The organism is Microbacterium sp. NPDC056234 (genome assembly GCF_042267585.1).
Taxonomy (GTDB): Bacteria; Actinomycetota; Actinomycetes; order Actinomycetales; family Microbacteriaceae; genus Microbacterium.
In genome coordinates, this window is the sequence record NZ_JBHJTE010000005.1 from 218,842 (window position 1) to 234,060 (window position 15,219).

Genomic DNA, 15,219 nt, shown 5'->3' on the forward strand with positions numbered 1-15,219 from the left:
ATGCCTACCTATGCCTATGCCTGCACGCAGTGCGGCCACCAGTTCGACGCCGTCCAGAGCTTCTCGGATGCCGCGCTCACGGCGTGCCCCGAGTGCAGCGGCACCCTGCGCAAGCAGTACGGATCGATCGGCGTCACCTTCAACGGCTCCGGGTTCTATCGGACCGACTCGCGCAGCGGGAGTGGTGCGAAGTCCGAATCGTCGGCATCATCGAAGACGGAAACGTCGACGAGCGCCAAACCGGCTCCCGCGGCGGCACCGGCCTCGAGCTGAGGCCTGAACCGAAGGGGGATCCTCGTGATCCAGGGATTCAAAGAATTCATCACCAAGGGCAACGTCATCGACCTCGCGGTCGCCGTCGTCATCGGCGGTGCGTTCACCGCGATCGTCAATGCGGTGGTCTCCAGCATCATCAACCCGCTGGTCTCGCTCTTCTTCGAGGCGGACTCCGCCGGCAACTTCGGCCCGACCGTCACCAACATCTACGGCAATGAGGTGACGTTCCCGCTCGGCGACCTCATCTCGGCGATCATCAGCTTCCTCGCGGTCGCCCTCGTGGTGTACTTCGTGTTCGTCCTTCCGATGAACCGCTACAAGGAGCGGCAGGCCGCGAAGAACCCGGCCGTGGAGGAGGAGACGCTCCCCAGCGAGCAGGAGCTGCTCATCGAGATCCGGGATCTGCTGCGCAAGAACAACGCGCTCTGAGACGCCGTGCCGAAAGGGCAGCGACGCACTGCGCGTTGCTGCCCTTTCCGCCTGGACCGCGCATGCGACACGAGTCAGTAGTGCGGCGGGACGTCCTGCCGCAGGCGCGCGTCGTTCGGGCCCTGCTCCTTCGAAGGAGCGGATGCCGCGGTGTCCTTCGTCGCCACGTCGGGAGACGGATCCGTCCCCGGCGCCGGCGTCAGGCGTGCGCGCCGGGATCCCGTGACCCGCTCGACGCGCTGACGCCGTTCGTCAGTCATCGCCCCGCTCGATCGGCTGGGTCTCCAGGTCGACGCGCTGCGTGTCCGCCGAGATCCCGAGAACCTCGGCGATGCGGTTCGCTGCGGTCGCCGGATCGCTGTAGAGGTCGAACGCGTGGACGCGCACGTAGTGCCACCCCAGGCGGCGCAGCACGTTCGGGCGCAGTCGCAGGGACTCGCGCAGGGACTCCCCGCGCGACTCCGGGTCGGACTCGATGACGACGGCACGGCCGTTGTGCTGCGCCACGAGCGGCAGCAGACCACGGTAGTCGACGTCGACGGATGCTCCGGCCCGGCGCAGCTCTCGTGCGAGCGCCAGAGTGAGCGGGTCGGCGAGGTCCTCGAGGCGCGCCTCGCGCGACCGCGCCGCGAGACCGCCGAGGATCGACATCAGCGTGGCGGCTCCGTGCTCGAGACGTCCGTCATCGAACGCGGAAGGACGGATGGACGAGACGAGCACCATCGATCGACGGGCCCGCGTCATTCCGACGGTCAGCAACCGCTCGCCGTCTGTCGTCGAGAGATCACCGAAATCGCTCAGCACACGGCCGTGCTTGGTGAGGCCGAACCCGAGCGAGAAGATCACGCGGTCGCGACTCTCGGCGACGGACTCCTCGAGCGTGAGCACGGCGAACGGCTCTGCGGTGTCGCGCGAGACGAACGCGGTCACATCGCTGCGGCCGGCGAAGGCGTTCGTGACGGCGGCGCGGACGCGCTCGGCATGCCGGGTGCTCGCGGTGATCACCATGAGCGACTCGGTCGGCCGATGAACGGCGTGCTCGACGACGAGGGTCACGACGCGTGAGACCTCGGCATCCGGGCTCTCGACCGCTCCGGAGACCGGGTCGGGGGTCCCGACGCCGCCCTCGACGTAGTCCACCGTGAGACTTCCACGGCCGAGGTAGGATCCGGCCCAGGGCAGCGACTGGATCTCGCCCCCGTAGAACGCGTCGTTGATGAGCTCGGCGAGGTCTTCTCCCCCGGCGCGGTAGCTCTTGGTCAAGGTCGCCACAGGCAGCAGTTCGGCAAGTCGCTCGAACACCGAGACCGAGTCGAACGGAACCTCGGGCTCCCACTCCTCTTCGCCCGCGACGGCGACACGGAACGGCGTCGGCTTCTGCGTCACGGGGTCGCCGAAGGCGACGACCTGCCGCGCACGCCGGATCGCAGGCGCCGCTTCGGCGAGGTTGATCGCCGCGGCATCCACCAGCAGCACCGTGTCGAACTCGACGCTGTCGGGGATCTCCGGCACCTGGTACGGGGAAGAGATCCATGCCGGAGCGAGGACGGACATCAGCGTCGGCGCCGCGCCGACGATCTCGGCAGTCGTCGGGACGCCTTGGGTGAGCGCGCGGCGCAGGTTCTGCGATTCGGTGGGCTCATCGACGATCGCGATCCTCCACTGGTTGGCCAGCTGCCAGGCCAGCAGCGGACCGGCCATCGCGGCGTGCGCCTCGTCCACGAGACGGAAATCGCGCTCGAGGCGATCGACGACGGCCGTGTTGGCGCCGAGCAGTGCCCGGTCGTCCTGCAGCGCGCGCTCGAGCAGAGACTGCCACCACGCGAACTCCAGCTCGTCGGCCACGCGGCTCTCGGAGACGTGCCGCACCGACAGCTCGGCCAGCAGCGGCGCGAGCCCGAGCTTCGCGAGCTGGTCGCGGATCGCGGCGCGCTCGACGAGGTTCTCGAAGACGTCGGATTTCGCCGCGAGGCCGGCGAGCGTGCGGACCAGGCGCGCCAGCGGCAGCGTGGCCAGCGGCTCACGGCGGGCGAGAGCGGCATCCAGTTCGGCGAGCTCCGCCGCGACGCGCTGCCACGAGGCGTAGACGTCGGACAGGCCCAGGGGAATCTCGGGTGCGACACCGGCCTCGACGAAACGCTGCCACTCGGTGCGCTGCTGCTGGATCCGCAGCAGCGCCTCGTGCATGTCGAGGATGTGGACTCCGGGGCGCACGTACTCCTTGGCGAGCTTCTTGAGGCGACGCCGGTTCGCGCCGGACATGCCCGGCGCGTCGCGTCGCGATCCGTGGGCCTGGATCAGTTCACCGAGCGGACGCTCGAAGACGGTCGGGCTGAAGCGGTCGAGGGAGTCGCGCATCCCCTGCAGCAGCCGCAGGTACTCGCCCAGCTCGTCGATCGTCGCGAACGGACGCATCCGGGTCTGCGCGATGAGTTCGTAGCCGCGCTCGAGGAGCGCCGGGACGCTGGTCGTGTGCAGCCGGTCGGCGAGATCGTGCGCGGCCCGCGCAGCCTCGGTGGTCTCGAACGTCACTCCGTACCACGGCGAATCATCCGGTCCGAAGCGGAACTCGCCGAGCCGTGCGGCCTGCACGAGCTTCGCGGCAGCGGCGCTGCGGTCGCCCGCCAGGCGCGCGAGCGTCTCCGTGCCGAGTCGGGCGGTGGTGGACGGCGGTCGCTCGAGGGATGCCAGCCGCGTGAGATGCCTGGTCGCGTCGAGCACGGATGCGCCGGTGCCCGCGACCGGGTTGGTCAGAGCGTGCCGATAGTCGCGCAGCACGGTGCGCAGCCGCACCAGGGCGTCATCGACCTCGCCGGCCTTGGGCGCGGTGGCCTTCTCGTTGCGCCCGATCGCGTGCACGAGGTCGCGGCGGATCGAGGCAGGACTGATCGCGAGACTGTCCAGCCCGATCGCGTTCAGACGATGCCGGACGCCGTCCAGGGTTGATCTGCGCGCGGACACGACGAGGACGCGCTTGCCCGCGCGGATCAGTTCGCCCAGCGCGTTGATGACCGTCTGCGTTCCGCCGGTACCAGGCAGGGTGGCGATCGCGACGGACTGGCCGGCCGCGATGCGAGCGAGTACGGCCTCCTGCTCGGAGTCGGCGTCCAGCAGGAGGTTGTCGGATGCCGGGGCGCGGTCGTCCGGGCTCGTGACGTTCGGCGCAGGGCGCTCGGCGGAGAACCGCTCCCGATCGTCCACGTGGCCCGCCAGCGCGTTGAGCACCGGGTGATCGAGGTCGCGGCTGTCCTCCGCCATCGCCGACGCCACGTCGGCGAACACCGAGACGACCAGACGCGGCTGCACCGAGAAGGTGTCGATCGAGCGGGTCACACCCCGCAGGCGGTCGATCACCGGCTGCGGCTTGAAGATGCCGCCGTCGTAGGCGAGGGCGGCGAGCGCGTCGGAGTCGATGGTGATGCCGAAATGCTCGCGCGCGATGCGCACGAGCTGCGGGTTGACCGAGAACGACCCCTGGAGCTTGAGCTCGAAGTCGGAGTGGTGACGGCGGATCGCGAGCGGGCGCAGCAGCACGGGAGCCGAGAACTGCACGCCGCCGATCCGCCAGCCGGCGAGCCCGACCGCGAGATGCACGGCCTCGATCCCGCGGACCGTGCGCAGTTCGGTGTGCTTCGCCGTGATCCGCTCGGCGGCGAGTCGCGCCGTGCGCAGGCCCACTTCGTCGCGGAACAGGTTGGACAGCAGCGTTGAGCGTCCCGTGATGAACTGCGGCAGGCTCCCAGGGTGCGCCTTGGAGATGTCGATGCCACCCTCGACACCGTCGTGATAGCGCACCAGCGGCGATGGCCCGCCGAGGTCGGCGGCTTCCGCCTTGAGGCGCGCGCGCTCCGCATCCGCGGCATGAGGCAGACCGACGCCGGTGGACGACTCGCCCAGTGCGCCGAGCGTCACTGCGGCCGTCGTCTCCGCGTCATCCGCAGACTTGTCCGTTCGTCGCCACACATATCACAGACTAGGCCGCGAGCGGCAGGAGATCCTGTATGCCAGGCGGGTTTGGGCCGGATTGGTCCTCTGCGGGTCGGATTCGGATGCCGGACCACTCGCTCTGCACAGCCAGCCCCGTCCAGCAGTTCTCCACCGATCGCGGATTCTCGGGCTCACGCTGTCGGCGCGAGCGAGCAGGATGGAGGCATGAACTTCCGCTACGACTTCGTTCCGACTCCGCTGGGTGACGCCCTCGTCGTGCTCTCCGACGACGGCGTCGTGAGCTTCGACCTCTCCGAGGGACAGGACCCGACCGTCCCCTGGTTGCTCGAGGGCGTCGCCCGGCGGCTGCGCACCATGCCCGACCCCGACCCGGGGGCCGCAGACGAGCTCGCTCATCTCGTGGCCGAGTACTTCGACGGCGCGCCGATCCGGTTCGACGAGCACGTGCGGCTCGACTGGCGCCTGATCGACGGGTTCCACCGCGACGCGCTGCAGACGATCTGCGAGATCCCGTGGGGCCAGACACTCGGCTACGGCGAAGTCGCCGTCCTCGCCGGCAGCCCTGGCGCGGCCCGCGCCGTGGGCACCGCGTGCCGGCTCACGCCTTTCTCGATCATCGTGCCGGTGCATCGCGTCGTGCGTGCGGACGGTTCCATCGGCCAGTACGGCGCGCACCCCGAGCACAAGAGGTACCTCATCGATCTCGAAGCGACACCTGCGACACCCGCGACATCCATCACCGCGTGACGAGGACCCCGGCCGGTAGGCGTCCGGGGTCCTCGTCCGCTCGCGAGCCGACCGCGTCAGCTCCAGCGCGGCATCAGTGCTCGACCGCCTTCTCCGCGCCGAACCCGGTGAGCGAACGCACGTCCATCTCAGCCGCCAGCGCGCGGGATTCCACGCTGCGCGACGTGACCGTTCCGAGCCAGCCGAGCAGGAACCCGAGCGGGATCGACACGATACCCGGGTTGTTCAGCGGCCAGATCGCGATGTCGATCGACGGGATCATGGCCGTCTCCGAACCGGAGAACACCGGCGAGAACACGATCAGCAGAATCGCCGATCCCAGGCCGCCGTGCATGCTCCATACCGCGCCACGCGTGTTGAAGCGGCGCCAGAAGAGCGAATACAGAATCGTCGGCAGGTTCGCCGATGCCGCGACGGCGAACGCCAGAGCGACGAGGAAGGCGATGTTCTGCCCCTGTGCCCCGATGCCGCCGAGGATCGCGAGGATGCCGATCACGATGACCGTGCGGCGCGCGACCTTCACCTCGGCGTTCGGGTCGGCCTCGACCGGGGTCCCGTCCGCCTTCTTGCGGCTCTTCTGGATGACGTTCGCGTAGATGTCGTGCGCGAACGATGCGGCCGCCGTGATGGTGAGTCCGGCGACGACGGCGAGGATCGTCGCGAACGCGACAGCCGAGATGAAGCCGAGAAGCAGCGGACCGCCGAGTCGCTCCGCCAGCAGCGGGGCAGCCGAGTTCACGCCGCCGGGAGCTGCGACGATCACTTCGGGTCCGACGAGGGCTCCGGCACCGTAGCCCAGGACGAGCGTCAGCAGGTAGAAGCCGCCGATCAGCCAGATCGCCCAGACGACCGAACGACGAGCTTCCTTGGCGGTGGGAACGGTGTAGAACCGCATCAGCACGTGCGGGAGTCCAGCGGTGCCGAGGACGAGCGCGAGGCCGAGCGACAGGAAGTCCCACGGGTTGGCACCGTACTGCAGCCCTGGTGCGAGGATCGCATCGCCCTGCGGCGACGCCTCGACGGCGGATTCCAGCAGCGTGTTGAGACTGAAACCGTTGAGCGCGAGCACCCAGATCGCCATCGCCAGCGCACCGGCGATGAGAAGCACCGCCTTCACGATCTGCACCCAGGTCGTGCCCTTCATACCGCCGATGAGGACGTACACGATCATCAGGGCACCGACGACGGCGATGACGAGCGACTGCCCGATCTTGGCGTCGATCCCCAGCAGCAGCGACACGAGCCCGCCGGCTCCGGCCATCTGCGCGAGCAGGTAGAAGAAGCACACCGCCAGCGTGGTGATGGCCGCAGCCATCCGGACCGGCCGCTGCTTCAGGCGGAACGAGAGCACGTCAGCCATCGTGAACTTACCTGTGTTGCGCATGAGCTCTGCGACGAGGAGCAGTGCGACGAGCCAGGCGACGAGGAATCCGATCGAGTAGAGGAACCCGTCGTACCCGTTGACCGCGATCGCACCGCAGATTCCGAGGAAGGATGCCGCCGACAGGTAATCACCCGCGATCGCGAAACCGTTCTGCGGACCGGTGAAAGACCGACCGGCCGCGTAATAGTCGGCGGCGGTCTTGTTGTTGCGACTCGCGCGGATGACGATGAACAGCGTCACCGCGACGAATGCCGCGAAGATCGAGATATTGAGAATGGGATTGTTCTCCGCCGCGGGTGCGGTCTCGAAGGGAAGGATATTCACGACTGCGCCTGCACCTTCTCGAGTTCGTCACGGATTTCGGCGGCGACCGGATCCAGTCGCCGATTCGCGAAGGAGACGTAGGCCATCGTTATCGCGAACGTCGACACGAATTGCCCGAGTCCGAAGAGCAGGCCGATGGTGATGTCGCCCCACACGCGCTGCCCCATGAATTCCGGGGCGAATGCGGCCAGCAGAACGTACACGAAATACCAGATCAGAAAGAGCGCGGCCATCGGGAAGATGAACGACCGCTGCGTGCGTTTGAGCCCTTGGAACTTCGGCGATTCCTCAACCGCGATGTAGTCGATGGGTCCGGCCGATTCTGGGGGGATCCGGTCAGTCATGGGGCCTCCTTGCCACATGGTCAAACCCACACGGAGGCATCCGTGCGGGTGGTAGGGTCGACGCTACGAAACGGGGCACGGAGCCGTCACCCCCGAAAGTAGGTATCCCCCCAGTGTCGACCGAGACCGATGCCGAGCTCGTCGCCCAGGCCGTGCGCGAGCTGGCCAGACGTACGCGCTTCCCGGTGGCCTTCGGCGGGCTGATCGAAGACGGCGAGGTTTCGGTCACGAGCATCGTGGGCAGTCGCACCCACGCGCTCGAGGGATTGCGCGTGCGTCCGGAGCGCGGGCTGGGCGGCCGCGCCCTGACCGAGCAGCGCCCACGGATGACCAGCGACTACCGCACGTCGCAGCAGATCACGCACGACTACGACGGCTTCGTGCTCGGCGAGGGGCTGCGCACGCTGCTCGCGATCCCCATCGTGGTGGACGGCCGTTCCCGCGGGGTGCTGTACGCCGGGGCCTGGGAGCAGTCCCCGGTCGGCGGCGTCACGACCGCACCGGCGATGAGCGTGGCGGATGCGGTCAGCACCGAGTTGCGCATCCGTGATGAGGTCGGTCGTCGCCTGCAGTCGATGCCACCGTCACGACAGGGATTCTCGTCGTCGCATCGCGAAGAGCTGCGCGAGAGTTTCGCCGAGTTGCGCAGCATCTCGGCCTCCGTCGCCGATGAGGAATTGCGGGCGCGTCTGAGCGACCTGGAGAAGCGATTGCTCGATATCGCGGGAGAAACGATCCCCGCCACGACAGGTCCGATTCCCCGCGTGCACCTTTCACCGCGCGAGACGGATGTGCTGGCGTGTGCGGCGCTGGGCGCGACGAATGCCGAGATCGGAACTCAGCTCGGATTGCGAGAAGGCACCGTGAAGGCCTATCTGGGCACCGCGATGTCGAAGCTCGATGCATCGACACGACACGCTGCTGTGGCACGCGCACGGCGCATGGGACTGCTGCCCTGAATTGCGGATTCCTTGTCCTCAGCGTTTTCTGCTGAATAGAATGGCCTAATGGCCCGACGAATTGTGCATCAGCTGGTTGACGACATCGATGGAACTCTTCTCGAGGTGGGCGAAGGCGAGACGGTTCATTTCTCGTTCAACGGCATCTCCTACGAGATCGATCTGACAACGGAGAATGCGCAGGAACTGCGTTCCGTGCTCGAGCCGTATATCGCCGCGGGCCGACGCTCGTCGGTGGGCGGTGCCGCACGCTCCGGCGCGACACGCAAGCGCTCCACGGGCAAGAGCTCGGACACTGCGGCGATCCGTGAATGGGCGAATGCGAACGGCCACAAGGTGTCCGAACGGGGACGGATCCCCGAGACGGTGCTCGAGGCCTACCGCGCCGCGCACTGATCCTCACAGCGGCGGGGTGCGCCCATGCATCTCCGCCGCTGTTCCGTCACGGCGAGGGCGCGGCGTGCGCCCCGTCGTTCGCCCATGCTTCATCCCGAAGCGTGATCTCATCCGTCATGTCGCGCAGGAAGCGCGTGACCACTTCGCGCTCCGCCGGCGTGAGCCGAGCAGCAGCGTTGAATCTCTTCGCCTGCTGGCGCCCTACCGTCTCCATCGCCGCCCTGTGCGTCTCCGCGGTGATCGTGATCGCCAGGGCTCGACGGTCGGTCGGGTGCGCTGACCGCACGATGTGCCCGCCTCTCTCCAGGCGGTCCAGCAGCTTCGTCGTCGAAGCACTGGAGATCGACAGGTGCTGAGCGATGCCGCCGGGGGTGGCGATCATCTCCCGGTGGGTGCAGACGATGAGGTAGTGCAGCGCGCGCATATCGGTCTCGTTGAGTTGCATGAAACGGCGCGAGGCCTCGGAGAGCCGCTGCTCCGCCTCTCGCAGCGCCCCCAGCGCCTTCATGATGCCGGTGATCTGCCGCACTTCGTCCTCGGCCATTCCCGACCGGTCGACGAGCATCTGCCGCGGGTCGGACGAGTCCACGTCGTAGATCGCGGAGTGGTCCATGCCATCGCGATTCGCCGGCGACGCGTCAGCAGTCGCGCCGTCGGTGCCGTTCGCGTGATCTTCCATGGACACCTCGCTACTTTACACCCCGATATTCTTCATGCTAGCTTTATTTCTCGCTAAGCTAGCAATAAACGTCACTAGAGGAGAGGACCCGTTATGGAGCTCGTGACCCTCCTCGCCGAGGACGGCACCGCCATCGGCACCGCGCCGAAGGACACTGTGCACTCGGAGGCCACCCCGCTGCACCTCGCCTTCTCGTGCTACGTGTTCGACCGCGAAGGTCACCTGCTCCTGACACGCAGGGCGCTCTCCAAGCGGACCTGGCCTGGTGTCTGGACCAACAGCTTCTGCGGTCATCCCCGTCCGGACGAGGACATGATCGAAGCGGTCGTCCGACGAGGCACCGAGGAGATCGGTGCACGCCCGCTCGACGTCGTCAGCGTCCTGCCCGCGTTCCGCTATCGCGCGATCGACGCCGGCGGCACGGTGGAGCACGAGATCTGCCCCGTCCATGTGGCGAGGGTCGATGACGCGATCGCGCCCGACTCCGCAGAGGTGATGGAGTGGGCGTGGGTGCGACCGGACGATCTGCGCATCGCCGTCTCGAGCACCCCATTCGCCTTCAGCCCCTGGCTGCGAGAGCAGTTGCCGCTCCTCCACGAAGCCGGAAGGATCTGAGGATGACGGCAACCCTGGTCCGCGAGGATCTTCACGCGCAGATCGAGTCACGGGTGCGGAGCGTGTTCGATGATCGGATCGCACGAGCGGCACCGTACGGAGACGAGTACGTCGGCCTGTGGCGCGCCTCGGCGGAACAGGTCCTGGGCGGAAAGCTCCTGCGCCCCCGCTTGCTCGTCGCCATGCACGATGCATTGCTCGACCAGGACACGGCGGACGAGGCATCCGCCACGCGCGACGCCGTCGTCGAGATCGCGGCGGCCGTCGAGATCCTGCACTACGCGTTCCTGCTGCACGACGACGTCATCGACGGCGATGCCCAGCGACGCGGCAAGCCGAACCTCATCGGCGCGCTGCGCGATGCCCGCTCGGATCTCGGCACGACGTCCGCGCAGCACTGGGCGGTCACCGGCGCGATCCTCATGGGGGACCTCCTGCTGTCCGTCGTCCACCAGATGTTCGCGAGAGCGGAACTCGATCACGCGACCCGGCTTCGGCTGCTCGATCTGCTGGATCACACGATCACCGAGACCGTCGCGGGTGAGCACGCCGACGTCGCACTGAGCGACGGAGCCATCGCGCCGGATCTGAAGACCATCCTGACCATGACGGCGCACAAGACGGCGACGTACACGTTCGAGTTCCCGCTCCGCGTCGCCGCCATGCTCGCCGGTGCTGCGCCCCTGACCGAAGACGCCCTCGCCGCCATCGGACAGCATCTCGGGGTCGCCTTCCAGTTGCAGGACGATGCGCTTTCGGTGTTCGGGGATGCCGGAGAGCACGGCAAGGAGCCCTACGCCGATCTCCGCGAGGGCAAGGAGACCGTACTGATTGCCTACGCACGCCTGACGAGTGCCTGGAGCTCGATCGAACCGCGATTCGGCGATTCCTCCCTGTCGGCCGACGACGGCGCCCTGATCAGCGACCAGCTGCGCCAGTGCGGCGCGGATTCGTTCGTGCAGCACCTCATCGACGAACAGCTCGCCGCGGCCAGAACGGGGATTTCGGACGAGACCGCTCCCCTGCCGGCTGCCGCACGGGAGACGCTCATGGCGCTCCTGGACCGCATCCAAGGGCGTCTGTCGTGAACGCCGACTCGTCGGAGGAAGGCGCCTCGGCTCTCGCCCGCTTCACCAGAACGGCGGAGACCGCGACGACAGGCGTCATCCGGACGTACTCGACCTCGTTCGGACTCGCGACCCGGCTGCTCGGACGGCGTCACCGTCAGCACATCCGCAACGTCTACGCCATGGTGCGCATCGCCGATGAGATCGTCGACGGCGTCGCCGGCGAGGCCGGGCTCGATGACTCCGCGCAGCGTGCCGCACTCGATGCCTATGCCGACGAGACCCATCGGGCCATGCGCACGGGGTACAGCAGCAACATCGTGCTGCACGCGTTCGCGCGCACGGCGGCCGGGTGCGGAATCGGCCAGGACCTGACAGAGCCGTTCTTCGCGTCGATGCGCACCGATGCGTCCGCCGCCCCGGACCAGGGCACCGGTGTACGGGCATACAGCGCTGAAGCGCACGCGGAGTACGTCTACGGCTCGGCCGAGGTCGTCGGATTGATGTGCCTCCGGGTCTTCCTGCAGGACTCGGACCCCACCGCCGAAGACCTGCATCGCATGGAGACAGGAGCGCGACAGCTCGGCGCAGCCTTCCAGAACGTGAACTTCCTGCGCGACCTCGCCGACGACACCGAACGGCTGCAGCGCGGCTACCTCAGCGGCACGGAGCGCCTGACGGACGACGGCCGCGACGAGTGGGTCCGCACGGTCCGTGCCCAGCTGGACGATGCGCGCGCCGCGATCCCCCTGCTCCCCCGCGACGCGCGGGCCGCCGTACGCAGTGCTCTGTCGCTGTTCGAGGCGCTCACCGCGCGCGTCGCCCGCACACCGGCCTCGGCGCTCTACGAGCGGCGCGTACGCGTCCCCGATCCCATCAAGGTCCTGCTGGCCGCGCGGTCCGTGCTCGTGACGTGGGCGGAGCCGCGCCGATGAGCCGGGCGATCGTCATCGGCGGCGGCGTCGCCGGGCTGGCCACGGCCGGATTGCTCGCGCGCGACGGCTACCGGGTGACGGTGCTCGAACGCAACAGCCGCACCGGCGGGCGGGCAGGAACGCTGGAGCGGGACGGCTTCCGCTTCGACACCGGCCCGTCCTGGTACCTCATGCCGGGCGTCTTCGACCACTTCTTCAAGCTGATGGGAACGACCACGGCGGAGCAGTTGGAGCTCGTCGGCCTGGATCCCGCCTACCGCGTGTTCTCGGAGCCGGATGCCGACGGACAGTCGCCGACCGTGACGGTACCCGCCGGCGCCGACCGTGTCCGCGCACTCTTCGAGGCGCTCGAACCCGGCGCAGGCGGCCGGCTCGATGACTATCTGTCCTCGGCCGCCGAGACGAACGACATGGCGGTGCGCCGCTTCCTCTACAACCCGTTCACACGGTTGTCCGAGCTGGCCTCTGCCGACGTGCTCCGTCGCCTGCCCCGGCTGGCCGCGCTGCTGACCCGCCGGCTGGACGCTTTCGCCGCGCGTCGGTTCCGGCATCCCGTCATCCGTCAGATCCTCGGATACCCGGCTGTCTTCCTCGGGACGGATCCGCGCAGCGCGCCCGCCATGTACCACCTCATGAGCACGCTCGATCTGGATGAGGGCGTGCAGTACCCGCAGGGCGGATTCTGGCGCATCACCGAGCGCATCCGGGCGCTGGCCGAGGATGCCGGCGTCGACGTCGTCACGGATGCCGAGGTGACCGCGATCCTCACAGAGCCGTCCGCGGGCCGCGAGCGCGCGTACGGCGTGCGCTGGCGCGATGTCTCCGGCGCCGAGCACCTCGAGCTCGCCGACCTCGTGGTGTCCGCCGCGGACCTGCATCACACCGAGACCACGCTGCTGCCGGAGAGGCTGCAGACCTACCCCGAGCGCTGGTGGCGACGCCGCACGAGCGGACCGGGGGCCGTGATCGTGATGCTCGGCGTCCGCGGTTCTCTCCCCGCTCTCCCTCATCACTCGCTCTTCTTCGCGCGGGACTGGGACACGAATTTCGATGCGATCTTCGGGGACGCCGCGCACATCCCTGAGCCCGCTTCGCTGTATGTCTGCAAGCCCTCGGCGACCGATCAGGACGTCGCGCCGGCCGGTCACGAGAACCTCTTCGTGCTGATCCCCGTGCCCGCCGATGTCGAGATCGGCTCCGGCGGGCCCGACGGCACAGGTTCGAATGCTGTCGAGCGTGCCGCCGATGCCGCGATCGACCTGATCTCGCAGTGGGCCGGCATCGACGATCTTCGGGACCGCATCGTGGTGCGCGAGACGCTCGGGCCTGCCGACTTCGCTCAGGACTACCACTCCTGGCGCGGCGGCATGCTCGGCCCTGCGCACATCCTCTCGCAGAGCGCGATGTTCCGTGCGCAGAACGTCTCGCGCAAGGTGGACGGCCTCTACTACGCGGGAGCGACGGTCGCCCCCGGCGTCGGCGTGCCCATGTGCCTGATCAGCGCCGAGCTCGTGCTGAAGCGGATACGCGGCGACCACAGCTCCGGTCCGACGTCGCCGACGCCGACAGCCGTGCGGAAGGCGGGCTGATGGGCATCGTCTACCTCCTGGCGCTGCTCGTCAGCCTCGGGTGTCTGCTCCTGGTCGATCGGCGCTTCCGGCTGTTCTTCTGGCGCGATACCCGATCGGCCGTCATCGTGACCCTCATCGGCCTGGCGTTCTTCCTTCTGTGGGATGCCGCGGGGATCTCGCTCGGGATCTTCCTGCGCGGCGACAGCCCGCTCGCCACCGGCATCCTCCTCGCCCCGGAGCTGCCGATCGAAGAACCGGTGTTCCTGGTGTTCCTGGTCGTGTGCACCATGGTGCTCTACACCGGTGCGGCGCGCGTTCTCGAGCACCGCCGTCGTGAGGAGGCGTCATGACCTACGCCCTGCTGTCGCTGATCTTCCTCGGTGTCGCCGGCGTCCTGGCCGTGGCGGCGGCGCTCATCGGCCGTCGGCGCCCGCATCTCGGCGCCGTCGCCCTGTCCATGGCGGCGCTGCTGCTGCTCACCGCGGTGTTCGACACCGTGATGATCGGCGTCGGCTTCTTCACCTATGCCGACACCCATCTGCTCGGCGCACGGATCGGCCTCGCCCCCATCGAGGACTTCGCCTATCCGATCGCCGGCGCCGTGCTGCTCCCGGCGATCTGGACTCTGCTGCGCACGCGCCGCGGACCGCATGCCTCACGGGCGGAGGCCGGCCGATGAACGCCGTCCGCGCTCTCCTGCTGGCCTCGCGGCCCATCAGCTGGATCAACACCGCCTTCCCCTTCGGCGCCGCCTACCTGCTGACCACGCGCGAGATCGACCTCGTCTTCGTCGTCGGCGTGCTGTACTTCCTCGTGCCGTACAACCTCGCCATGTACGGCATCAACGACGTGTTCGACTACGCGTCGGACCTGGCGAACCCGCGCAAGGGCGGCATCGAGGGGGCGCTGCTTCCCCCGCGGCTGCACCGCACCACGCTCTGGGCCGCGGCGGCGACCAACGTGCCGTTCCTCGTGTTCCTCTTCGCCGCCGGGAACCCGGCATCCGCGGCCTGGCTCGCCCTCAGCGTCTTCGCTGTGGTGGCCTATTCCGCCCCGCCGATGCGCTTCAAGGAACGTCCGGTGCTCGATTCGATCACGTCGAGCACGCACTTCGTGAGTCCTGCCCTCGTCGGCCTCGCGATCGGCGGCGCATCGGTCTCCACCGATCTCGTGCTCCTGATGCTCGCCTTCTTCCTCTGGGGCATGGCAGCGCACGCCTTCGGCGCCGTGCAGGACATCGTCCCCGATCGCGAAGCGGGCATCGGTTCGATCGCCACGGTGCTCGGAGCCAGGGTCACCGTCCGACTCTCGATCATCCTGTGGGCGGCGGCGGGTGCGGCCGTTCTGCCGACGGGTTGGCCGGCGGCACTGGCCGCTGCGCTCGTGGTCCCCTACATCGTCAACTCCGCACCGTGGTGGAACGTGACCGATGACACCGCGGCATCCACCAACCGTGCCTGGCGGCGCTTCATCGCCCTGAACTACGGGGCCGGCTTCCTCGCCACCCTGATCCTCATCCTCGCCTGGCTGGGCTGAGGCGACCCG

Annotated in this window: 17 protein-coding genes; 12 read left to right on the plus strand and 5 right to left on the minus strand. The window is 68.4% G+C overall.

The features are described from left to right. Positions 1 to 273 (plus strand): FmdB family zinc ribbon protein, encoded by a 273-nt coding sequence (locus ACFCYE_RS14845; protein WP_376179898.1) that lies wholly within the window; start codon positions 1 to 3, stop codon positions 271 to 273. A 24-nt stretch (positions 274 to 297) separates the two neighbouring features. After that, the gene (gene mscL, locus ACFCYE_RS14850; protein WP_376179899.1) at positions 298 to 705 is read left to right on the plus strand and encodes a large conductance mechanosensitive channel protein MscL; all 408 of its coding nucleotides are present in this window, start codon (positions 298 to 300) and stop codon (positions 703 to 705) included. Positions 706 to 779: 74 nt separating this feature from the next. Here the strand turns inward: mscL and ACFCYE_RS14855 are convergent, their stop codons facing one another. Next, positions 780 to 965, minus strand: coding sequence for a hypothetical protein (locus ACFCYE_RS14855; RefSeq protein WP_376179901.1), 186 nt, complete (start codon positions 963 to 965; stop codon positions 780 to 782). Continuing rightward, positions 958 to 4,668, minus strand: a complete 3,711-nt coding sequence (locus ACFCYE_RS14860) for an AAA family ATPase (protein ID WP_376179903.1) — start codon at positions 4,666 to 4,668, stop codon at positions 958 to 960. The genes ACFCYE_RS14855 and ACFCYE_RS14860 overlap by 8 nt, the downstream gene beginning before the upstream one ends. 189 nt (positions 4,669 to 4,857) lie before the next feature. On the opposite strand from ACFCYE_RS14860, the gene ACFCYE_RS14865 reads away from it, so the two are divergent. Beyond that, positions 4,858 to 5,400: a methylated-DNA--[protein]-cysteine S-methyltransferase gene (locus ACFCYE_RS14865; RefSeq protein WP_376179905.1), complete on the plus strand. Its 543-nt coding sequence runs from the start codon at positions 4,858 to 4,860 to the stop codon at positions 5,398 to 5,400. Positions 5,401 to 5,473: 73 nt separating this feature from the next. On the opposite strand, the gene ACFCYE_RS14870 is transcribed toward ACFCYE_RS14865, so the two are convergent. Both ACFCYE_RS14870 and ACFCYE_RS14875 read right to left on the minus strand, forming a co-directional pair. Beyond that, entirely contained in the window at positions 5,474 to 7,102 is a 1,629-nt protein-coding gene (locus ACFCYE_RS14870; protein ID WP_376180167.1) for a cation acetate symporter, read from the minus strand. A 2-nt stretch (positions 7,103 to 7,104) separates the two neighbouring features. Then, positions 7,105 to 7,452, minus strand: coding sequence for a DUF485 domain-containing protein (locus ACFCYE_RS14875; RefSeq protein ID WP_376179907.1), 348 nt, complete (start codon positions 7,450 to 7,452; stop codon positions 7,105 to 7,107). A 113-nt stretch (positions 7,453 to 7,565) separates the two neighbouring features. Here ACFCYE_RS14875 and ACFCYE_RS14880 point away from each other — a divergent pair, with 113 nt between their 5' ends. Both ACFCYE_RS14880 and ACFCYE_RS14885 read left to right on the plus strand, forming a co-directional pair. Beyond that, positions 7,566 to 8,411, plus strand: a complete 846-nt coding sequence (locus tag ACFCYE_RS14880) for a LuxR C-terminal-related transcriptional regulator (protein WP_376179909.1) — start codon at positions 7,566 to 7,568, stop codon at positions 8,409 to 8,411. A gap of 48 nt (positions 8,412 to 8,459) precedes the next feature. Next, the gene (locus ACFCYE_RS14885; RefSeq protein WP_376179911.1) at positions 8,460 to 8,807 is read left to right on the plus strand and encodes an Lsr2 family protein; all 348 of its coding nucleotides are present in this window, start codon (positions 8,460 to 8,462) and stop codon (positions 8,805 to 8,807) included. A 46-nt stretch (positions 8,808 to 8,853) separates the two neighbouring features. On the opposite strand, the gene ACFCYE_RS14890 is transcribed toward ACFCYE_RS14885, so the two are convergent. Then, positions 8,854 to 9,420, minus strand: a complete 567-nt coding sequence (locus ACFCYE_RS14890) for a MarR family winged helix-turn-helix transcriptional regulator (RefSeq protein WP_376180168.1) — start codon at positions 9,418 to 9,420, stop codon at positions 8,854 to 8,856. Positions 9,421 to 9,579: 159 nt separating this feature from the next. Here ACFCYE_RS14890 and idi point away from each other — a divergent pair, with 159 nt between their 5' ends. The 7 genes from idi to ACFCYE_RS14925 are packed head-to-tail and all read left to right on the plus strand — an operon-like array spanning position 9,580 to position 15,210. Further along, positions 9,580 to 10,101 (plus strand): isopentenyl-diphosphate Delta-isomerase, encoded by a 522-nt coding sequence (idi, locus tag ACFCYE_RS14895; protein ID WP_376179913.1) that lies wholly within the window; start codon positions 9,580 to 9,582, stop codon positions 10,099 to 10,101. 2 nt (positions 10,102 to 10,103) lie between these two features. Further along, positions 10,104 to 11,189 (plus strand): polyprenyl synthetase family protein, encoded by a 1,086-nt coding sequence (locus ACFCYE_RS14900; protein ID WP_376179915.1) that lies wholly within the window; start codon positions 10,104 to 10,106, stop codon positions 11,187 to 11,189. Continuing rightward, positions 11,186 to 12,103 (plus strand): phytoene/squalene synthase family protein, encoded by a 918-nt coding sequence (locus ACFCYE_RS14905; protein WP_376179917.1) that lies wholly within the window; start codon positions 11,186 to 11,188, stop codon positions 12,101 to 12,103. The genes ACFCYE_RS14900 and ACFCYE_RS14905 overlap by 4 nt, the downstream gene beginning before the upstream one ends. Further along, the gene (crtI, locus tag ACFCYE_RS14910) at positions 12,100 to 13,692 is read left to right on the plus strand and encodes a phytoene desaturase family protein (RefSeq protein WP_376179919.1); all 1,593 of its coding nucleotides are present in this window, start codon (positions 12,100 to 12,102) and stop codon (positions 13,690 to 13,692) included. The genes ACFCYE_RS14905 and crtI overlap by 4 nt, the downstream gene beginning before the upstream one ends. After that, positions 13,692 to 14,024, plus strand: coding sequence for a lycopene cyclase domain-containing protein (locus tag ACFCYE_RS14915; RefSeq protein WP_376179920.1), 333 nt, complete (start codon positions 13,692 to 13,694; stop codon positions 14,022 to 14,024). The genes crtI and ACFCYE_RS14915 overlap by 1 nt, the downstream gene beginning before the upstream one ends. Further along, positions 14,021 to 14,353: a lycopene cyclase domain-containing protein gene (locus ACFCYE_RS14920; protein ID WP_376179922.1), complete on the plus strand. Its 333-nt coding sequence runs from the start codon at positions 14,021 to 14,023 to the stop codon at positions 14,351 to 14,353. Before ACFCYE_RS14915 ends, ACFCYE_RS14920 begins: the two co-directional genes overlap by 4 nt. Further along, the gene (locus ACFCYE_RS14925; RefSeq protein ID WP_376179924.1) at positions 14,350 to 15,210 is read left to right on the plus strand and encodes a prenyltransferase; all 861 of its coding nucleotides are present in this window, start codon (positions 14,350 to 14,352) and stop codon (positions 15,208 to 15,210) included. The genes ACFCYE_RS14920 and ACFCYE_RS14925 overlap by 4 nt, the downstream gene beginning before the upstream one ends. Positions 15,211 to 15,219 lie beyond the last annotated feature (9 nt).